We start from the raw sequence: 21,920 nt of genomic DNA on the forward strand, positions 1-21,920 counted from the left end.
TCTGCATACGGATTGATAAATAATCATGGTACATACGCTTGTAAAATAGAGGACTGTAGTTCTCCTCATCAAAAATTAACGATATCCCTGACAGAAACCGACATTTATTGAATCCCTCTTCGTATATAATCAAAAAGATGAAGATCGTGAGTTCCATCATTCATTATAAAAGTCGGGAGTGTTAACTGTTGGTCATCAAGATACTCAAACATATTGGGGTCCCCTTGATTTGTTTTTTGACCATTTTTTCATCCATTCTGTTAGGAAAAGCGCCAATTATCGCAGCAGTCCTCGGCTGCGTTTTTTATCTCAGCATTGCCTTTGAGCGTAAGCTCCCTTTTTCGCGTGTCTTTCAGTTTATATTCCTCGCCCTTTTTCATTGGTACAGCCATTTAAATTGGTGCTTGATCCTGTATTATTTATTGATCTGGTTCGCTATTGCAGATAAACAGAAAATCACCTACACCCTTCGGACTACTCTTATGTATATCGGGGTATACTCCATTATTCGTTTATCCTATGTACCCTTTACTTCCTACAACCTGCTGGTTTCGATCTACGATATCGCCAGTTCTATGATTTTCGTACTGCTTATGCAATATGTTCTTAAATCCGAAATAGAAAACAAACGGTTACAGCAAGAAAATGATTATCTCACTACGCATGATCCGCTAACAGGGCTCCTTAATTATGAAGGGTACGTAACCACCATTGAAAATCTAATCGTTAAGCGCTTCAACTTTGTGCTGGTTTTACTGGATTTTCAGGATTTCAAATCGGTGAACAGCGAAAATATACATAACGGAAATGAAACGTTGAACCAGATCTCGCTTTTGCTCGGCAGCATGTTCGACGATTCATATGCCATGTCGCGGTACGCCGGGGACCAGTTTGCCATAATTTTGCCGGCCAAGGACAATCTCATTCCTACGATTAGCGAATCCTTGGATTCGAATATTTTAGGCTTTCAAGTCACATACAGCTTTGCTCAATATCCTTTAGAGGCGTCTACGAAGGAAGAGCTAATCTCACTGGCCGAAGAGCGGTTGTTCCAGAATAAACGAGCCGTGTGGCTCAAAAGAGAAGAGCATTTATTCCGCTCTGAGAAAATGAAGATGATCGGGGAACTGGCCGCAGGCATGGCGCATGAGATTCGAAACCCGCTCACAACCATCAAAGGCTTTATGCAAATCGCGACCACAAGAGCATACAATATCCAACCTTGGCATGAGCTGATTATGAGTGAAATTCGAAGAATGAACGAGCTGACCGCGGAATTTCTGCAATTCTCCAAACCGCATATCAGCAATATGAAGCCGGAGTCCGTAAGCGATTGTTTGGACAGGGTTTTGTCCTTGGCCGAATCGGATGCGCTGTATCGCGGGCATAACATCATTTTTGAAGACACAGAGGAAGCCTTGTATATTTTCATTGACCGGGATAAAGTTGTACAAGTTCTATTGAATTTGATCCAGAACGCGTTTGAGGCGATGACACAGCCCGGCGATGTTCACGTGCGCATAAAACAGGAAAATGAACTCGCGATCATTGAAATTGAGGACTCCGGCGGCGGCATGTCCGAAAGCGAACTGGAGAAAATTTTCAACCCCTTTTATACGACCAAGGAAAACGGTACAGGTTTGGGGCTCTCCATTTGCCATAAGATTGCTGTAGATCATGGGGGATCGCTGGAAGTGAAAAGCTCAATAGGCTCGGGCTCCATCTTTAGCTTCAAGCTGCCGATCGTGGAGATGTAGCTGCAGGCGAAAAAAAACCAGCTGAATGGGAAGCTTCCCGATTCGCTGGTTTTTGTTATCATTTAGGGCTGCTTAACAGCCTCAATTTCAATTGAAATTTTGACCTCATCGCCAATGAGGACTCCGCCTGTTTCCAATACGGCATTATAGGTTAATCCAAAATCAGCCCGCTTGATGCTTCCGGCTGCGCTGAAGCCAACCTTTTCGTTGCCCCAAGGATCCTTGCTCGCGCCTTCATACGTAACTTCAAACGTTTCCGGTTTCGTAACGCCGCGAATGGTCAGATCGCCGGTTACCGCGTATTCCCCATCGCTGGTTTTTGTGACTTGCGTAGACTGGAACGCCATTGTGGGATGCTGCTCGCAATCGAAGAAATCGGCCGAACGCAGGTGCGCGTCGCGATCTGTATTCCTTGTGTCTATAGAGCTTAGATCAACTTGAAAAGCAATATTCGCTGACGTGAGATCCTCCGCATCCGCTTCTATTTGTGCCTCGAACGAGTGGAATGTGCCCTTAACTTTAGCGATCATCATGTGCCTAACGGAGAAGTCAATACTGCTGTGACTTGCATCTACTGCCCATTTCGATTTTGCCATAAAAGTTACGCCTCCTGATTAGTTATAGCTTATTTAAAATAATATACTAACTAATACTCATTCCTCATTCATCGTAACCCGGGTACCGCCTTTTGTCAAACAAATTCTGGAAGATACGCATTGTTTAATCCCCCATTTAGTGATACATTATGTATCAGATAGTTTAGAAAAAACATCCCATTTGTAGGAGGAATCCGGCATGACTTCAGAACCCAAAAAACCTGTGTATTATGATGGCAGCGGGGTGCTTCAAATTCCGCCCCAGGAGGCGAATTCAAAGGATACTGTCATTAAGCCTGCAGATGCGAATGCCCAGCCTATCCAGATTCCATATTTCCCTTATTTACATTTAAGGCCTTGACATGCGTGGAGACCGCCAGGGTCATAGCCCTGACGGTCCGCTTTACTTAGACATATTTTCAAGCGCAGCTTGAACTCGTTTGTACTTGAGTTCCGTGATTTGGCGAAACTCTGCAATTTTGGCGAGCTTCAAATCCATAAGGTGAAGCTGGTCCCGAATAATTTGCTCCATCTCCTGCAATTCCTGTTTCTTCAGCATATTGTCTTCCGTTTGCAAAAAACCTTGATGATGCGTACTCAACTTCCTGCTAATCGATACAAAGTCTTGAATCTCCTGCAGGGAGAAACCCAATACATCGCGCGCATTAACGATTTGCTTCAGCTGATCGATATGCTCACGCGCGTACAGCCGGGTACCTCCTTCACTCCGATCCGGCGCCTCGAGCAATCCAATTTCTTCGTAATAGCGGATTGTTCTTTTTGTTAACCCTACTTCTTTAGCTACATCGTCTATTTTATATGTGTTCAAGGTACAGCCTCCCCTTGTCTCTAACAAGCTATCCTTCCATTTTACCAGACCTTTCATTCACAATAAAATAAGGGATCGTTTAGTGTAGAAGGGTGCCCTCGGGGCACCCTTTAGCTATTGCGAGATTTCCGCGTCACTTGTGCCGCGGTGCCAGGAGCGACGCCCTCTTTCATCGTACGGCGCACCGCATAAGGGAACTCAGAGCCTCTATTTTGCCGAATGTGGCCAGATGCTCTTATAGGGGGAACCACAGGGCCTTATTTGACATTCTTGCACCTCCTATCGGCCAGAAACAGTAAAATAGAGCCCTGTAGTTCCCCTTCAACCGCCAAAATGCCGCTTTTCAGGTAAATAGGGGACCGTAGTTCCCAATCAATAGCCGTTAGCGTTGGGAAGCAGCTGGACTTTGACCGTGGTTGGGCCTCCACGTCATCGTTAAGCTTGTTTTACAGCGTTAACTTCAACCGGCTGCCCATTCACCACACTTTATCGCGGAAAACAGGGTTAGAGCAGGACTTTGGCCGTGGTCGGGGCTCCCACGTCATCGTTAAACATGTTTTACAGCAGCGTAAACTTCATCAGGATGCCCATCCATCACACTTAGCGCTGAAAAACAGCGTTTCAGCAGGCTTTGACCGTGGTCCGGCTCCCACCTACAATAAAAAAATCCCACCTTGGTACGCATTGTGAAGATGCGTGGTGGGATCCTGCCAATATGCTGCATATACGTCAACAGGCGTAATGGGAATGCAAGCATTCCCTTCTCACCTATACTTTGCAACCCGCTCAAAAAAGTCTTTGCCGCCCACCTGTCCGCCCTTGAGCACAAGCTCCAGACCGTTAAATTGCGGCTCATTCGAATAAGCCCGGCAAAGCGGCCCCCCCGGATCAAGCACAGAGATGCACTCTAAAGCATAGATACCTAGCTCCCTGGTCACATAGCCTGAGGTGTCCCCTCCCGCTATCAAAACACGGGAAATTCCGAGCTGCCTGACCAGCTCTTTCGTCAGAGCGCCTAGTGCTGTGCCGAGCAAACGGCTGCTGTCTTCAGATCTAATTCCCTGCGCGGATAGCACTTTCCGCATGCGTTCGATGCTGTCATCGTTAGGTCCCGTCGCAGAGTAAACGATGACGCTTTTGCCGCTTGCCAGCCATCGCTGCGCCTCTTGCTGTAAAGCAGCTCTAGCCGCCTCCTGCGTATCAGGGCTCAACAGCTCCTCCATCCCAACTCGAATGCCCACAAAACCGGCCTTCAGCGCTTGCCCGATCTGCTCTTCCGTGACCGGCGAACAGCTGCCTGAAACGACCAACAGCGGAGTTTCCCTTGGGGCTTCCACTCGCGGGGGCTCCGCACGGTTTAATGCACGACCGGCTACTGCGTTAATCTCCACCGATCCTGCATCTTTCCGCCAAACAGCCCCAAGCGCATACTCAACGCCCGAAGACCCGATGACAAATAATCCGTCCTGAACCGCTGCTTCTTCCCAGATCATTCTCCCGGCCGCTTCCAATCGCCGTTCATCCAATACGTCAAACAGGAGAAGATCGGGCTCTTCCTGCCCAATAACCTTCTCCAAGCGCTCCCGCACCTCGGCATATGAGCCGTCCAGCGCCAAAATATCCAACAAAGCAGTTTTCAGCCCTGTCTGCTGCGCTAAATGCTTGCGAAGATCGGCTTCCGCCATTGGCGTAACCGGATGCTTGGACATGGTCGGATGGCGGTCCAACCGATGCACAATCCCACCGCTGCCGCCAGCTGCAAAATGGTTGCCGAACAGCGTATAGCGGCCCAGATAAGGAACTCCGGCGAGCAGCGGAATGTACCGGCCGTCGAATACCTCGCGCCCGATTTCCGCCGCCTTGCCGATGCTGCCTGTGCCGGGCGAAGAGTCAAACGTCGAGCATATTTTATAATGCACGACTGCGGCTCCAGCCGCTTTTAGCATTGTAAAAATCGGTCGCAGCTCCCGTTCCATCTCTTCGGGAGTAAAGGAACGCCCCACGCCGGCAACGCCGAAACAGTCGGCGTCTTGAAACCGCTCCTGCAGTAGCTCAGGCGTAGGAGGCTCCAAAAACAGGACGGTTTTGAGACCCGCCTGGAACAGTGCTTCCAGCACATCAGTGGAACCGGTAAAATCGTCGCCGTAATAACAAAGCGGCCGCCGAGCAGCAGGCTTTGTCCCTGCCTGTTTAGGGGTGTCGTTCATCGGCCTTCACCCCTTCCCGTATTTTTCAATCGCCTTTTGCAAGGAAGGATGCTGAGCCGCATAAATGTCCAAAGGTATGCCCTGAACCGCCGCCTCCCAACCAAGCTTCATGCTCTCAAAGCCTGCCGCCGGACCGTCCGGATGGGCAAGCATGCCTCCCCCGGCTAAGTGCATCACGTCAACCGTGCCCGTTGCCGCATACGTAGCCGGCGCCGTTCCGGCCCACTGGGCTGAGGAAACGACGGGCATCGCCTTGTAACCGCCGAACAGAGGCGCCGAGCAAGCCGCAATGGATCGAACCACAGACTCGTTGCTTTCGTAAAACTTACTATTTAAGCCGTTAACATGCAAATGATCAGCCCCGGCTAGCCGGCAAAGCTTCTGATACGCCGTAAATTCAATGCCAAGCAGCGGTGAACGGGTTAGCATCCCCCATTGATTGCGATGCCCATGAATCGGAACCTCGCTGAATTGGTTCAGATACGCAAGCCCGGATAACCCGATGCTGAGGATGCTCACCATGACGCAAGTACCGCCTGCTTTTACAACTAAGTCATGGTTCCTGCGCAGCTCATCGTAATCGCCTGTAATGTTAAAAGCATACATCAGCTTCTTGCCGGTGGCATCGGCAGCCCGTTCGACAGCTGCCATGACAGCCTCGACTTTGTCCGCTAAAGGCGCATAGGGCGGATTCGCATTCAATTCATCGTCTTTGATGAAATCCATGCCTGCTCTCGCCAGTTTGCCCACCAAATCCGACAACTCACCGGTCGTTAATCCTATGCTGGGCTTCACAATCGTCCCAAGTATCGGCCTGTCATACACGCCCGTCAGCTTCCTTGTTCCTTCTATCCCGAATTTCGGTCCGGTGTAGCGCGAAGCAAAAGCGTCCGGCAGCTCCAAATCCAAGAGTCTCAGTCCGGACAATTCCTGAAGCTCATACAAATTGCCGGCTACGGCAGACATCAGGTTCGGAATGGAAGGACCGAAATTATGGAGAGGAAACGATACCGTCACCCGTCCACGGCGATATTTACCGTCATGGCCCGGTGGCGTCTTCGCTCCCGGCAGGGACGGAGTATCCGTTTCTTCCAATGCTTCAATGCTCTCTACTCTTGCGCCATGCCGCTGCTTCAAGTCATCCGTCTCTCCCGGGACAGCCGTGAAAGTCCCCGTGGACTGCTCGCCGGCAATGGAAGCGGCAGCCCGCTCCAACGAATACGCCGTCTCCACCAAATAGACAGCTGTTACGCGATCTTGCTTCATCCTGCTTCTCCCCCTCCTCTAATCCAAGCCGCTAATTAGGAACTTGACTTGGCATCCTTCGCCGCTTCAAGAATAGCCTTCACATGCTCGACGCCGAATCTCGGCGATGAAAGAACAGGCTTCCCGGTCGCCTCTTCCAGCGCTTTCTCCATGCGCGCCATCGAGCCTTGCGCCAGTACCAACACATCCGCCTCGCTGGCGACCCGCATCGCGGTTTCCAATAAAAGACGGTCATGCTCTTCCGGCTTGCCGCTAATCAAAGCATCGAAGGCCCCTTCAGCGAGCCCGTTCACAAGCTGCACTTCTCTTCCAGCTTCATTGGCCTTACGACCAACTAATCGCAGAGTTGGTTCCAAGGTCGATGGCAGCGTGGCCAACACGCCAATCCGAGTATAGCTCGCCACCGCTTTGGCCGCCATCCATTCATCGATTCGGACAATCGGTATACCCAGCATCCCCACCGCTTCATCCGCCACATCACCGACGGAGGAACACGTGTTGAGGATTACATCCGCACCGAGCTCTTCCGCATGACGGTAATACTGAACCAAATGACGGGTCACGACATCCGGAATATGCCCGGCACGCACGACATCGCCAATCAGGCTGTCATCGATAATATTCACGAGTCGAATATAGGGCAGCAGCTCTTGAAATACCTTTTTCAAAGGATCAGCCAAGCCCTGACCTGTATAGATCGCAACAACGGTCTGCATAGACATCGAATTCCTCCTCAACGCTTCCCACCAGGGAAGCCGATTTAAACTGCACTTACTCCTGTACTATTCCTGCACTTGCACTTGCACTTGCACTTGCACTTGCACTTGCACTTGCACTTGCACTTGCACTTGCGCTTGCGCCTGCACTTACTCTTGCACCCTCACTAGCCATACTTACCAAACAAACTCCCGATCCAACCGGCGATAATCCCCCTCACGCATCGGAGCCTCTTCAAACACCTGACGCCCGCTGTACAAAGGCTTCTTCGTCCCTTTCGGCGTTATATTCACGACATCGTCACCACGCCATTCCGTTTCAAACGTTTGTCCCACCGCGTTCTCCAGCGTTTTGCGGAAGCTCAGCGGGAAGGTCACCGTAATTTTCTCTCCTGCGACTGCCGAGCCAAGCAAGAGGAAGTGCTTATTGACCCAACTGCTCGCCTCGCTGCCCTTGCCTTCGATCACTTCGCCGCCACGTTCACGTACATATTTAATTTTCGTAAAGCCGGCCCACTCCGGAATTCGGATCTGCAAACGAGAAATATCCGTATGAATATCGAGGACGACCTTCCCTTCATGCGGCAGGTAGGAACTGACGTCGAGCCATTTGGATCCGCGGTTCAAAAGGAAATTGACGCTGATCGCACCGTTTTTCTCGGTGATCGTATGACTCCAGCCCATAAAGAGACCGCGTGTCCCCGAGCCCAAGCAGCAAATCTGCAAATCGCTCGTATGCCCGCGTCCTTCGTTCACATCGCAAACAAAATCGTTCGGAGCCGAGTAACCGGCAAATGAACCCCGCGTGCGCTCCGCTACTTTATAGAAGCTTTTGTTCGCCGGAATGTCACTCGACTTGTCGTCGGACTCTTCCACCCAATCCAAGTCAAGCAGCTGCGACTCTGCCAGATGGTTGCGCAAAAACCGTTCCACAGTTCCCCAATATTCCACATAGCCGCTTTGCGCCAAGGTGATTCCTGTCGCAATTAAATCGACCAAGGAGCATGTTTCATGCTCATAGGCTTGTTCGTGCAGATCGCCCGGCGTCCAGCCAAAATTCGTACATTTGGTCAATGCCCAATCGTAGCATTTCTTAACCCAAGCAATCATCGCCGCATCACCCGTGAATACGCCGAACCTCGCAATAGCGTCAAGCGTACCGATCCGCGTATGGAAATGCCCGCTCCGGTAAGCAAGCGAGTCGTTGAAGCTGCCGTCCGGATTGAACACGCCGCTGCGTTCCATAATTAAGGCCGTGAAAAACTGGCACAGCTCAAAAGCATCCTGATTCCCCGTAAGCTCATGATATTTCAGCAAAGGCATCACCAAACGGCCGCAGAAGGCTGCCGGATCCGGCGCCAAACGCAGCTGAATCGCGTTGCTGGACGGCCAGCCCGTTTCTTTGTATTCCGAAGCCGGATAGTACCAGACATCTCGCTCTTTGACTGCGATACGCTTGAGTGCCGCCACATGACGGTCAGCCGCTTCTTTGACCTTCGGGTCCTTCGATTCCATGTACCAAGTCGTCAAAGACAATATTACCGCCCGCTGATCGATCAGGTTCGCATTCGGCTCCCAATTGCGGGTCGGATTGATCTGTCTGTAGCTCATCCCGTCTTCTTTAAAAAAAGACAGCAGATTCGCACGGTAACGCTCCTCGACCTCTTTCCCGAACTCTTCTCCCGACATATGGCGGGCAAGAATTAAACCGTCGATCATCCGTCCGTGAGAGGAACCGTAGTCCCAATCCCCGTGCGTCATGAAAGCGGGCTTGTGCATCAAATCAGCTGCGAAAAACGGGATATAGTTATGGTCGCGATCCGCCATGCCGATCATGGCATTAATAGCGTGTGCGGCACGTTCTTCGAGCATAAGCGTATCGGGAATTAGACGTTTCGTCATACATTCTTCTCTCCTTATTGGTCCGCCTGACCGATGACTTTGCGGTATTCACCGATGGTCATGCCGACTTTTCTTTTGAAAATCTGGCTGAAATACCGGTAATCCTCGTAGCCAACCTTTTGCGCGACTTCATAATTTTTGTATTTCGATTTATTCATCAGCTCTTTGGCTTTATGCATGCGGATATCGGTTAAATAGTCGACGAAGTTTTTCCCCGTCATTTTCTTGAAAATCCGGCTTAAATAATCAGGATTCAAATAATAGCTGCTGGCAATTTGATGTAAGGAGAGAGACTGGTCATAATTGCTCTCCATCCACTTCTTCAGCTCGCCGACGACCTTCTCTCCTTGGTTTTCCCCTGATTGACTGTAGAAACAAAGCACAGCAGGAAGAAGGTCATCTTTGAAAATCTTTTTCATAGCCTCTACATCATTGCGCTGGTGAATCAATTCCGAATACATGAGCGTATTTTTGCCGCATAGCTCCTCTACTCGGATGTCCTTCGCCTGAAGCTGCTTCTCCATCGCATGAAGGAGCAAATCCGCGCTCCACTGCAAATGCCCCACCGTCGTAGCGTCATTCACGAATGCCGCAAACAATCGCTCAAACTCTTGTTCCACAGCTTGCTTATTGCCAGATTGAAGCACCCATAAGAAAGCATTCTCTTGGTCCTGCGGGTAGTTCCCGGATAAATGCACAGCATTGTTCTCGGCAAAAAGCAAAGCGCTTACCGCCGCCAGCGGTTTACCCGACAATGCCTTTCTCGCTTCGCTATACGCCTCTCCCAGCTTGGCGGCCTCCAGCTTCCTGGTGCTCACACCAAAGCTGAAGGTCGTACTTCCGGCCTGCTTCAATGCGGTTTGCACACTGGTATGCAACCGGCCGAAATCTTTCGGCTCCAGCCGTGCTCCGCAAAGGGCAATCGCGATTTCCCTGCTGTCCGAGAACGTCGTAACCTCAACCTCCCAGCGTCCCCCGAAAAGGAAGGGCTTCATCCGGTTTATTTGTTCATGAATGGCCGGCAGCAGACGAGCAAAATCACACTGTTCATGGAAGGTGTCCGTATGTCCCAGCATCAGGGCATACTCGCCCCCTTGCCAGCTCGATGGAACGAAGGCTTCCTCCCCTTCCTCGGCATGCAGCAGCAGCTGCCGCAGCCAATCTTCTCTTTGGACGCGGGATGCCTTGCGTTTCTCCGCTTCGCGCCGATCCAGCTCCAGAAGGGCCTTCTCCACCACGGCGGCAAGCTCTTCCTTTTTGACCGGCTTTAGCAGATAGTCAAACGCTTTATGGCGAATCGCTTCTTTCGTATATTCGAAATCCGAATACCCGCTGATCACGATGGTCAGCAAGTCCGGCAGCTCTTGGCTCAGCATGCCGAGCAGCTGTTTGCCGTCAAGGCCCGGCATACGCATATCGAGGAAAAGCAGATCCGGCTTTTTATCCAGAGCCATTTCATAGCCCTCTCCCCCGTCACTCGCTTCGCCAGTAAGCTCCAAGCCCCATTCGTTCCAGGAAATGGACTGAATCAATCCTCTGCGTATCCACTTTTCATCGTCAACTATGATGACTCTCCGCATTTCCTTTCCCTCCTAAAGCTATCGATTTCGTTTATATTCAGCCTTTCATGGAGCCGGCCGTCAGCCCGTCAATAATATATCTTTGAAGCAGTAAATAAATAATCAGAATCGGCGAGATGACAATCACCATGAAGGCAAACACAACGCCCCAATTCGTGCTGTACATCGTGACAAAATTGAAAATTTGCAGCACAATCGTCCACTTCGTACTGTCTGTCATGAGATAGAACGGCCCAAAGAAATCGTTCCATACCGATACCATCACGACAATGGACACGGTCACGAGTACCGTTAGCAGCAGCGGCAAAATGATTTGCCAGTATAACCGGAAATAGCCGCAGCCTTCCAGCAAAGCCGCTTCATCCAATTCCCTCGGAATCGACTTCATGAAGCCCACGAGCAAAAACACGGCAAAAGGCAGCAGCACCGCCGTATAATACATAATCAGGCTGAAATAAGTGCCTTTAATATGAAGATCGCCAAGCAGCTTAATCGTCGGCACGATAGATACGGGGACGATTAGCCCCATAATGAACATGTAGTAAGCCCCTTGCAGGAACCGGCCGTCTCTTCGTTGGATGATGAAAGCAGCCATAGAGGCAAATAAATTCACACAGACAACAACCAAACCGGAGATCAGAATACTATTTTTAAAGCCCCGCAAAATGTTCGCCTGCTGAAAAACTTCCTTATAATTCGTAAACTGCCATTCCGAAGGAAGGGATAAGCCGAATAGTGCCGATTCGCGAATGCCTTTGAACGAGTTGATCACAATCATCAGAAAAGGAATCAGAATGAGGCATGCCAAGCCTATCGCGATTATTTCCAGAATCCATAATCTCCATCTTTTTCCCATCACATCTCGACCTCCCTCTTCTTCATCGCCATCAGCACGGGAACGCCGACAATAGTGACAAGGACGAACAAAACAACGTTAACCGCCGTCGCATAACCGAATAAACCTGTACTGAACATTCCGCGAATGTACGTATAAAATACTTCCGTTGTATAGCCAGGCCCCCCTTCCGTCAGCACCATCACCATCTCGAACACTTTCATGGAACCAATCATCGAGAGGAGTACATTGACCGTAAGTGCCGGAGCTAACAGCGGGAAAATAATGGAGCGGAAACGCTGCCAATACTGCGCCCCGTCCATGGACGAGCTTTCAATCAAATCCTTTGGAATAAATTGCAAACCAGCCAAATAAACGACCATCGAGAACCCTGCAACACGCCAAAGATCGGTCACAATAATCGAAAACAAGGCATACTTAGGATCGTTCAACCAATCATGCACCATGAAGGAAAGCCCTGCTTTATCCAACAACGTATTGATGATGCCATGCTCAGGATGATAGATCGCTCGGAAAATATAGCCTATAACAATCGGCGCAATCACGTAAGGCAAAAAGAAGATCATGCGCAGCAGATTTCGCAGTTTAAGTGCTTCGTTCAAGATTAAGGCTAATCCTAATCCCAAAAAATTTTGCATCAAGGTCACGACTGCCGCAAAAATCAATGTATTGACCAAAGCCGTTTTCAAGCGGGGCTCTTTGAACAACTCGATATAATTATCCAATCCATTAAAACGAATCTGATCGGCGTTAATGTTCCAGTCCGTAAAGCTGTAGTAAAACCCAATCAAAGTTGGGGTAATGAAAAATAATAGAAAAACGGCGAGAGCCGGGAATGAGAAATAAAGCGGGTATTTCATCTTGCCCATCTCGTCTCCCCTCCTTCATCTTAAGATGTTCCGGCCGGAAGCGGGTTCCGACCGGACTGTAGCATAGATGCAGATTAGCTTATTTGAAACCATCCAGCAGCTTGGCTTTTCCGTCTTTCTCATAGTTCGCAGAGAATTCCTTCAGCGCTTTGTCGACATCTCCATCGATGAAGAAATTTTGCAGCGTTTTCTGGAAATCAGCGAAAGTTGGTGTCAGACGGTTTTGCACGTTGATTTTCGCTTTATTCGCATCGATCAGATCCTTCACCGTTTGCTGTACAGGATACAAGCTGCTCTTAGCGCCTTGGAAAATCGGGATACCCGGACTTGTCTGGTAGTACAGATCCACCATCTCCGGCGAAATCATGAATTTAACCAACTCGGCTGCCACATCCGCATGTTTCGCTTTGTTCGGAATCATTAACTGATTCGGCGGCGTTATCATAGCTGTTCCTGCGTCCGCTGCGGCAGGGAACGGGAAGAAGCCGATTTTATTGGTGACGAAATCTTTGCCGAATTTTTTCTCCAATTGCGGAATGATGCCGTCCAGCATGAAGGCCATGCCTACTTTGCCTTCGCCCATCAAATTTTGCAGTTCATCGAATGTGCCTGCCAGCGGGTTGGACTGGATCAGTCCAAGCTCTTTCAATTCCTTTTGTTTCGCAAAAAGGTCTTTGAGCGCTGGAATATCGGCCAGCTTGAGCGCATTCTTCTCGAGATTTTGAACGCCCGCATCCCCGATGACCGGGTCCACATTCGATACCCAACCCGTGAAGTAGAAAACTTGCGGCGGCCATCCGTCTTTGACACCCTCATAGAATGGCGTGACGCCCGCTGCCTTGATTTTCTTCGCGCTCTCGATCATGTCCGCATAGTTTTTCGGTGGCTGAACGCCCGCCTTGGCAAATACGTCCTTGTTGTAATAAATCCCCATCATGCCGGTGGCGCCGAAAGGGACACCATAAATTTTCTTGTTCGCATCCGCTTGAAATTCTTTCATCGTCGGAATAATACGGTCCCATACCGCCTGATCCCCCGACCATTCGCGAAGCGTTTCGGATGCTCTAAGCTTCACATACTGTTTAGGGCCCGGCTGCATGAGAAACAGGTCCGGGAAGTCGCCTGTGGAGAAGCGCGTTTTCATCATGTTATCGAAATCGCCGCCAGGCAGTGCCTGCAGTTCGACCTTATTGCCCGTTTTCGCTTCAAACTCTTTGAATATTTTATTAAAAGGTGTGGCGTCAACCGTATTGGCAATGGCAAAAGTGAGCGTGACAGGATCCTTTTTTGCCGGAGCCGGTGTCGCTGTGGTTGTTGATGCCGCAGGTGCCGCAGCTTTCGGTGTAGAGCTCCCGGCGCCAGTTCCTTCGCTTCCGCAAGCCGTTAATGCCATAACTGCCGCAATGGATGCAGACAGTGTTACCGTTTTCATTTTCCTCATTTTCTGTACCCCTCCTTTAATGTTGCTTACGTATTTGATTATATTGCAACCGCTTACTTCAACCCCATGCACGATAACGACTTTCAATGTTGAATATTCCTACATCCCGTTTTTAGTTAAGTTGGGAAGCCAGCTTTAAGGTTACTCCGGTGCCTGCCCCTTTTTTACTTTCAATACTGAATTGAAACTTTTCTCCGTACCGAATTGTGTATCTCGCGTACACGTTCTGAACGCCAATGCCGCCACTTGCGGCAGACAGCTTATATTCCTCTTGATAGAGCGGTTGTCTGAGCGATGCAAGAATCTGCTCCAGCCGGTTCTCCGAGATGCCGACCCCATCGTCTTGGACTTGGATATATACCCAGTCATCTTCCTTCCAAGCCTTCAGGTGAATCGTGCCCTTGCCTCTTTTGCGTTCGATACCGTGAAATACCGCATTTTCTACTAGGGGCTGCAGCGTCATTTTTAACATAGGATAATTGTACAGGTCTTCTTCGATCTCTACGTGATAGTCGATTTTCCCCTCAAAACGAATGCTCTGGATGTTGATATACGCATCAATCTGCACGAGTTCTTCCTGCAGTGTGACGATTTCATCGGTATTTTTCGTGTTATAGCGGAACATATCGGCTAGAGACTGCGCCATTTGGCCAATTTGCTCCACATCGTGGTAATCGGCCATCGCTTTAATGCTATCGAGCGTGTTGTATAAGAAATGAGGGTTAATCTGCGAGTAGAGCATCGCCAGCTCCATCTGCTGCAGCTTAATTTGATACACATACTTCGTTTCGATCTGCTTCTGCAGCTCATCCTGCATAGCGTTGAAATTCATAGCGATCCGGCCAATCTCATCTTTTCGTTTAATATCCACCCTAACGGAGAAATCCCCGCGTTTAATGTGGTTTACCGTTTTATATAGATTAAGAATCGGATTGGTAATACTTCTTCCGAACAGCAGGGAGAGGATCGCCGTCACCAAAAAAGCGGCCAAAGCCGTCCAAACGGCTGTCGTTTTGATGGAATCAAGCGAACTGAAGATTTCTTTTTTGGGCATGATGAGCACCGTTTTCCAATTGGAATACGTTGAGCGGGTGTACGAAACAAGCATCGTCTGATCGCCGCTGCCCGTCCAAAACTTACCGTTGTCCCCTTTGATCTGGGCTAGCGTTTGCGCATCGATGGCAGCTGCTTGCCCTTCTCCCGAGTCGAATATCGGATTATTAATCTCATTCAAAATAAGAAAACGGCTGTTCTTCGTCAGATCCGCACGTTGACCGATCCCTTTGAACAGACCGTAATTATAGTCGGCACGTACCACAATAAACCCGATCGGATTTGAAAAATCGCGAATCAGCATCGAGGTCGAATACGCTGTTGCACTCTCATCCTGACCGCTGGCCTGCGGGGGGCTGAAGAAATTCACAAGCCCGTCTTTGGCGACAGTTTGCTTAAACCATTCGGCGTTCAGCACCTGGCTCGCGCTGCCAGACGAGCTATTGTCCGAGGAGTTGAGCAGCTCCCCATTGCTGTAATAAATCTGAAAACGGATGAAGTCCGGAATCGGCGTAATGTTAAAGCTTTTCAAAAACAGATCCCCAAGCTTCTGGCGAAAAAGAAACTTGTTCTGGCTGTCCATAGCCGGGTACGCATTAATATTGTCAATGTACTCCTGATTGTAATAGGGGGCGAGAAGCAGATTTCTTTTATTATGAAAATCGTTATCCATGTTAAACTCGATCTGCCGGACGATTTGAGCGCTGGCCGTCTCCACGCGTTCCGCCATGGAATTGTATGAGATGTAGAATGAAGCGGTACCGATCAATGTAATGCAGAAAAGGATGATGACAAAATAACTTAACAGCAGCATCGTACGAATTCTCGGAAATAGAGCCTCTAGCTTCTTTCTTAAGCTTTCCATCCAACGCATTCTGAAGCCCGCCTCTCTTTCTATGCGAAAACAGCCGGAGCCAGATGGAAGGAAGCGCTGCCCGCTCACCCTCTATCCGATTCCGGTCTGTTTGACTTGCCTTTAGTTTAGCATAGAAACGCTTTCAAACACATAACTTCCTGAACCTACCTTATGCACGGAGGCGGTTGGGCCCGGCACATGAATGGTTGCCGTCGTATTGGCGGGCACTACTACTTGAAGACGGAAATCCCCCGCCTCCGATAGACTCCACTCTACCTTGACGCACCCATACAGCGATTCATAGCTTGCCTTCACCCAGCTCAAATTTCCGCCCGGCTTTGGCCTTATAATCACATGCTGAAAACCGGGCTTCTGAGGATCCGCTTCAATGCCAGCCATATACCGGAACATCCACTCGCCGACAGAGCCAAGAGAGTAGTGATTGAAAGAATTCATCGAAGGCGTCTGGAAGCCTTGCTCTTCCGTCCATCCATCCCAGCGTTCCCAGATTGTGGTCGCTCCGTGTTTGATGGAATACATCCAAGACGGGAACGCCTCCTGCGTCAGCAGCTTGTATGCGACATCCAGGCTGCCGTTGTCCGTCAGCGCCGGCAATAAGTAGCCTACGCCCAGGAAGCCCGTCGACAACCGGTCGCCACGTCCATGGATGTCAGCCACAAGATGCTCGAGCGCTTGTTTGCGCAGCTCTTCCGTTAAGAGTCCGAATTTCAGAGCTAAGACGTAAACCGTTTGCGTATCGCCGTGAATTCGTCCGTCTTCCGTGACAAAAGCGTTGCGGAACGCCCTAGCGATATCGTCAAACAAGGCTTGGTACTCATTCGCGTCTTCGGTTTTGCCCAGCACATCGGCAATTTGGGCAAGCAGCTTCGTGCTGTAAGCAAAATAAGCGGTTGCGAGCACTTCGTTCGGCGTATCAGCCCCAATCGACAGCCAGTCGGCGTAATTGGCATAATCTGGACGCACCAGTTCATCTGTAGTGTTTCTCAAATAGTGCACCCATTTAACCATGGCGTCATAATGGGTTTCGAGAATGCGAACATCCCCGTACATCAAATAAACCGTCCACGGAATAATAACGCCGGCATCTCCCCAACCGGAGTTGTCCGGGGCGAACCAATTCAGCCTCGTGTTCCAGTTTTTATGGCGAATCCAGCCCGCATCCGGTGCCACATCGGTAAAAGCGCCCGACGGCTGCTGACAATCCACCATATCCCATACATATTTGCTGAAAAATCGCGACACGTCCATATTGTAAGCTGCTGTACGAGCGAATATTTGCGCATCCCCTGTCCAGCCAAGCCGCTCATCCCGCTGCGGACAATCCGTCGGCACCGACAGGAAGTTTCCGCGCTGTCCCCATGTAATGTTGGCGTACAGCTGGTTCACCATCGCATTCGATGTCTCGAGCGAACCTGCGACCGGCGTATCCGAATGGACGACTTTCCCTGTAATCGTGTCGAGATCAGGCTCTCCGGGGTATCCGAGCAGCTCCACATAACGGAAGCCGTGGAACGTAAAATGCGGCTCATAGCTCTCCTGCCCTTCTCCCTTCAGGATATAGTGATCCTGCTGGCATGCTTCGCGTAAGTTATCCACATATACTGTACCGTCGGGGTTCAGCATCTCCGCATGACTTAATGTGATCATCGTGCCACGAGGACCTTGCACCTTCACGGCTGTCCAACCGACCATATTCTGGCCCATATCATAGATATAGGTACCCGTTGCTGTCTTCTTTAGGCTAATCGGTTTTAGCGTTTGCGTAATACGGATCGGAGGTTCTACCGCAGCCACCAGAAGTCCGTTATACCCGGAGCGAACATCCGGCGCTTCCCAAGACGAATCATCGTAGCCGGGCTCGTGCCATCCGGTAAGCTCCTCTCTCGCATCGTACGCTTCCCCTTTGATCATATCGGAATATTGAATCGGCCCCCGGCTCGTCATCCACGAATTATCCGTGATGATAGTTTCCTGCGTTCCATCCTCATAGTCCAAGCTTACCTGCATGAGGAAAAAGGGTCTTTCTCCGTAAACTTTATCACCGAGAAATCCGACCGTTCCCGCATACCAGCCGTCTCCCAAAATAACGCCAAACGCATTGTCGCCAGCCTTCAGCTTGGCTGTCAGATCGACAGCTTGAACCTGTACGCGGATATTATAATCCGTCCATCCCGGGGCAAAGCGGTCGCCGACTCGCCCCCCGTTCACATACAAATCATAAACGCCTAATGCTGTCGCATACGCAATAGCCCGCCGCACCTTTTTCTTGACCCCAAACGTTTTTCTAAAATACGGCGAAGGCTGCATGAGAGCGCCCGGCTCGGATTTGCGTCCGATCCACTGAGCTTTCCATTCGCCTCGCGACAAAATCCCCATCATCCAATACGCCGTTTCGCTCCATTCGGATACCTCGCCGGCGCCGTCCCAGATGCGTACTTTCCAATAATATTCCCCTTGGGATTGAAGCGTTTTACCCTCGTACTGCACATGCGTTGAAGCGTTCGAGCTTACTTTGCCGCTGTCCCACATATCCGCTTGGCCGCTCTCAAGCCTATCCCGGGATGAAGCCACCATAATGTGATAGGCGCTTTGCACTGCCCCTTCGCTATCGGCGAGCAATTGCCAGAAAAACCGGGGCTTCAGGACATCAAGGCCAATTGGATTCGTCAAATATTCGGTTTTACATGCTGCAACTCGTGTCGTCATTAGATAACCCTCCATTTACAGTGTTGTTGAATGTGAAACAGGTTTCAAACTAATCGTAAAATGCATCGGTTTTGCTTCCAGCAAGTAGGCCTGAAGCGTAGGCGCATAGCCGCAGCTATGATTGCCTAGTCCGCTCTGGCGGGCATCTATTTTGACGATCGTTTGATCGACCTTGGTCAGTTGATGAACATGCTTCGCAGTCGTCAAATCTTCCGTCGTATAATGGTGGACACTCGTATCGAATATCGGCTGCCCTGTGAACAAAAGCCCGATGCCTTGCTGATTCATCAGGGATGACCAGCGTACGTCCGACTTGTTGCCATTTTCCTGCGGCTTAATATAAGGTACGAACTGATCCTGTACCGATCCGCTGTAAATGCCCAGCTTCCCGCTCTCTTTGCGGTCCGCATAGCACTCATGAGGCCCACGGCCAAACCAGGCCAGACGGTTGAAATCAGCCGGCATGACAAGCTCGACCCCGAACCTCGGAAGGGGCGGCAGCTTCTCTCTCGGTTCCAGCACCACTTGCAAGGTCACTTCCCCGCTCGCAGCGATGGCATAGACCAGGCTCGACTCAAAAGCAATCTTCTCTCCGCGCGCCCCGACGATGGATGTCATCGTAATCCGGCAGCCTCCTGCTTCCGTACGCTCAACCTTGGCCTCGCGCACATCAGTGGCAAGCCGGTTGTAGCCGGCTTTCACCCACTCTTTGGCGAGATGAACATCATTATCGACCGGAGCCCGCCATAGATTGAGTTTGGGGCCCGCTGTCAGCAAGGCAACCCCTTTATACTTCCACGTTGTCATGGCGCCCTGATCTTTATCGAATTGCATGCAGAAATCATCGCCCGTAAGCGTAATATGTCTGCCGTTTTCCTCAATCGTCAGAGGGCTGGCCTTCTGGCTGGTAGGACTTGCAGCTAGCTCCTCTGTGACGACAGTCACCGGAATATCCGCCCAGGCGACTTCATGCCCTTCATTAGCCCAAAGAACCGTGTCCCGCAGTACGAAACGCAGGTGGAGCCAATATTCGCCCACCAGCTTCAGCTTATGGCTGTCCATGGGAATGCCGACATCCTCCATCTCGCCGGCAGGGGTATGCAGGATTCCGAGTACCCCTTCGTCCACAACGGATCCGTCCCGCAGCAAACGCCACTCCCCCTGCAAATGAGACAGCGAAAGGACATCATACCTGTTCCGCACCCGCAACTTTCCATGCAGCGCGTCGATGCCCTCGATCTTCACCGGCTCAATCGCCTTCTTGTACTCCAGCAGAGAGGCTTTGACCGACCGATCCGGGAATAGCAGCCCATCGAGGCAAAAATGACCGCTGTGCGGCTCTTCACCGAAATCGCCGCCATACGCATACCAAGCTTCATCCGTTCCCGTGCGCTGCCCGATGCCTTGGTCCGCCCATTCCCAAATAAGGCCGCCAAGCAGGCGGGGATACGTATAGACCGCGTCCCAATACTCCTGCAAATTCCCGACGGAATTGCCCATCGCATGACCGAATTCGCACATTAAATAGGGGCGTTTATCGTCCTTGCTCCCCTCTTGGATGATCGTTTCCACCGCAGGGTACATCGAGCTGACAATATCGACGACCGGAGCGTCATAGGCACGTTCGTAATGAATCGGGCGAGTCGGGTCGGCTTCCCTGATCCATGCCGCCATCGCATCGTGATTAGCGCCATACCCGGACTCATTGCCAAGCGACCAAATGATGATGGAGGGGTGGTTTTTATCCCTTTCCACCATTCGTTTCGCCCGCTGGACGAACGCTTCTTTCCACTCGGGAAGCTGCGCCAGATGCCCCTCGTTCCCGTAGAAATGAAACCCGTGCGTTTCAAGATCCGTTTCATCGATGACATATAAACCAAAGCGGTCACACAGCTCCAACCAGCGCGTATCATTCGGATAGTGCGATAAACGAACCGCATTGATGTTGTGCCGCTTCATTAACGTCATATCGTGCAGCATCGTTTCCATCGTTGTCACATAGCCAAGATCGGGATCGAACTCGTTCCGATTGACGCCTTTGATAATAATCGGGCATCCATTAACGAGCAGCCGTCCCTCCTCGATCCTAACGTCCCTGAAGCCGACGTGTATTCTTTTGACCTCCAAGATTTGCTGCGCATTACCGTACATGGTCAATAAGAGCGTATATATATAAGGTGTTTCCGCCGTCCATAAAAAAGGAGAGAGCACTTCCTCTGCCAGCTCAACCGTAGGTTCATCCTGCCTTACATGATGGAAGCGGTCGCAGACGATACGATGCTCCGCATTCAACAACGTGATTCTTAACTGATGGGAATCCGATTCTAATGAGTGATCCATTACTCCGGCAAAATCTACACGAACCTCTAAGCACGCTTTCGTGTAACTCTCATCCAGACGCGTCCTCACCCTTGCGTCCCTCACTGACACTTGAGGCGAAGCCAGCAAATACACGTCGCGGAAAATGCCACTCATACGCCACTTATCCTGGCTTTCCAAATAAGTCCCGTCGCACCACTGATAAACTTGAACGGCTATTACGTTATGCCCCTCGCGTAAGTAAGGGCTTACAAGAAACTCGGAATGAAAGTGGCTCCCTTGGCTGTAGCCGACGAAGTGTCCGTTAATCCAGAGGTGAAATGCCGAATCCACGCCTTCAAAAACGAGATGAACTTGCCGATTCTTCCATGTCTCTTGGAGCTGAAACCGGGTTCTGTATAAGCCAACTGGATTGAGATTGGGTACATAGGGCGGATTGATTGGGAAAGGATACGGACAGGAGCTGTATTGAGGCCTCCCATATCCGTGCAATTGCCAGTTGGAAGGAACCGGTATCGTGCTCCACCCGATCGGCTCAAAGGTGTCCGCATGGAAATCAGCAGGCGCGGCAGTCGGTGATTCTCTATAGCTGAAATCCCATTCGCCATTCAACGATTGAACATACGGCGAACGTTCCCTCTCATTAGCCAGAGCGCCCTCCCAATCTCCGAACGGTATCAAATCCGCATGCGGCTGCTCTGTATTTCTCTCTAAAACACTTAGATTTTGCCAGTCCGGAATATGTTCTATAGCCATCCTATTCTTCGCCTCCATCGTCGATCCTATCTAGCATAGTCTACGAATAGGGAGGGTGAACATTCAAAAATCCGACTATTTTTGTTGTGAAAACTGTGCTGACACAGGTCGGTGTTTTTGAATCAACTTGAAATTAGCGGGAGAATTCCGGTACAAAAAAAAGACGATCACATCTCAGATGTAATCGTCT

The 21,920-nt window shown here is 50.4% G+C and carries 15 protein-coding genes; 2 read left to right on the forward strand and 13 right to left on the reverse strand.

Features of this window, described 5'->3' with window-relative positions; all coding sequences use genetic code 11:
* Nucleotides 1-482 precede the first annotated feature (482 nt).
* Nucleotides 483-1,757: an ATP-binding protein gene (locus GC097_RS09540; protein WP_171683095.1), complete on the forward strand. Its 1,275-nt coding sequence runs from the start codon at nucleotides 483-485 to the stop codon at nucleotides 1,755-1,757.
* A 62-nt stretch (nucleotides 1,758-1,819) separates the two neighbouring features.
* Here the strand turns inward: GC097_RS09540 and GC097_RS09545 are convergent, their stop codons facing one another.
* Nucleotides 1,820-2,353, reverse strand: coding sequence for a YceI family protein (locus tag GC097_RS09545; RefSeq protein WP_171683096.1), 534 nt, complete (start codon nucleotides 2,351-2,353; stop codon nucleotides 1,820-1,822).
* Nucleotides 2,354-2,552: 199 nt separating this feature from the next.
* Here GC097_RS09545 and GC097_RS09550 point away from each other — a divergent pair, with 199 nt between their 5' ends.
* Nucleotides 2,553-2,714 (forward strand): hypothetical protein, encoded by a 162-nt coding sequence (locus tag GC097_RS09550; protein ID WP_171683097.1) that lies wholly within the window; start codon nucleotides 2,553-2,555, stop codon nucleotides 2,712-2,714.
* A gap of 42 nt (nucleotides 2,715-2,756) precedes the next feature.
* Here GC097_RS09550 and GC097_RS09555 read toward each other — a convergent pair whose 3' ends face one another.
* The 12 genes from GC097_RS09555 to lacZ form a co-directional block, all read right to left on the reverse strand.
* Nucleotides 2,757-3,182, reverse strand: coding sequence for a MerR family transcriptional regulator (locus GC097_RS09555; RefSeq protein ID WP_171683098.1), 426 nt, complete (start codon nucleotides 3,180-3,182; stop codon nucleotides 2,757-2,759).
* 764 nt (nucleotides 3,183-3,946) lie between these two features.
* Complete coding sequence (locus GC097_RS09560) at nucleotides 3,947-5,389, reverse strand: four-carbon acid sugar kinase family protein (protein WP_171683099.1); 1,443 nt, start codon at nucleotides 5,387-5,389, stop codon at nucleotides 3,947-3,949.
* Nucleotides 5,390-5,395: 6 nt separating this feature from the next.
* A complete protein-coding gene (locus GC097_RS09565) occupies nucleotides 5,396-6,655 on the reverse strand; it encodes a ribulose-bisphosphate carboxylase large subunit family protein (RefSeq protein ID WP_171683100.1) in 1,260 nt (419 codons plus the stop codon).
* Nucleotides 6,656-6,690: 35 nt separating this feature from the next.
* The gene (locus GC097_RS09570) at nucleotides 6,691-7,377 is read right to left on the reverse strand and encodes an aspartate/glutamate racemase family protein (RefSeq protein ID WP_246294093.1); all 687 of its coding nucleotides are present in this window, start codon (nucleotides 7,375-7,377) and stop codon (nucleotides 6,691-6,693) included.
* Between the two features lie 171 nt (nucleotides 7,378-7,548).
* Nucleotides 7,549-9,273 carry a glycoside hydrolase family protein gene (locus GC097_RS09575; RefSeq protein ID WP_171683101.1) on the reverse strand — a complete coding sequence of 575 codons (1,725 nt, stop codon included), beginning with the start codon at nucleotides 9,271-9,273 and terminating at the stop codon, nucleotides 7,549-7,551.
* Nucleotides 9,274-9,287: 14 nt separating this feature from the next.
* Nucleotides 9,288-10,853: a response regulator transcription factor gene (locus GC097_RS09580; RefSeq protein ID WP_171683102.1), complete on the reverse strand. Its 1,566-nt coding sequence runs from the start codon at nucleotides 10,851-10,853 to the stop codon at nucleotides 9,288-9,290.
* A gap of 37 nt (nucleotides 10,854-10,890) precedes the next feature.
* On the reverse strand, nucleotides 10,891-11,709 hold the full coding sequence (locus tag GC097_RS09585) for a carbohydrate ABC transporter permease (protein ID WP_171683103.1): 819 nt from the start codon (nucleotides 11,707-11,709) through the stop codon (nucleotides 10,891-10,893).
* Complete coding sequence (locus tag GC097_RS09590; RefSeq protein WP_171683104.1) at nucleotides 11,709-12,578, reverse strand: carbohydrate ABC transporter permease; 870 nt, start codon at nucleotides 12,576-12,578, stop codon at nucleotides 11,709-11,711. Before GC097_RS09590 ends, GC097_RS09585 begins: the two co-directional genes overlap by 1 nt.
* A 79-nt stretch (nucleotides 12,579-12,657) precedes the next feature.
* Nucleotides 12,658-14,019 (reverse strand): ABC transporter substrate-binding protein, encoded by a 1,362-nt coding sequence (locus GC097_RS09595; protein WP_171683105.1) that lies wholly within the window; start codon nucleotides 14,017-14,019, stop codon nucleotides 12,658-12,660.
* Nucleotides 14,020-14,131: 112 nt separating this feature from the next.
* Nucleotides 14,132-15,946, reverse strand: a complete 1,815-nt coding sequence (locus GC097_RS09600; protein WP_171683106.1) for a cache domain-containing sensor histidine kinase — start codon at nucleotides 15,944-15,946, stop codon at nucleotides 14,132-14,134.
* A 102-nt stretch (nucleotides 15,947-16,048) separates the two neighbouring features.
* Nucleotides 16,049-18,655 carry a family 78 glycoside hydrolase catalytic domain gene (locus GC097_RS09605; RefSeq protein WP_171683107.1) on the reverse strand — a complete coding sequence of 869 codons (2,607 nt, stop codon included), beginning with the start codon at nucleotides 18,653-18,655 and terminating at the stop codon, nucleotides 16,049-16,051.
* A gap of 15 nt (nucleotides 18,656-18,670) precedes the next feature.
* Nucleotides 18,671-21,730, reverse strand: a complete 3,060-nt coding sequence (gene lacZ, locus GC097_RS09610) for a beta-galactosidase, LacZ type (RefSeq protein WP_171683108.1) — start codon at nucleotides 21,728-21,730, stop codon at nucleotides 18,671-18,673.
* Nucleotides 21,731-21,920 lie beyond the last annotated feature (190 nt).

Source organism: Paenibacillus planticolens (assembly GCF_013141725.1).
Lineage (GTDB): Bacteria > Bacillota > Bacilli > Paenibacillales > NBRC-103111 > Paenibacillus_E > Paenibacillus_E planticolens.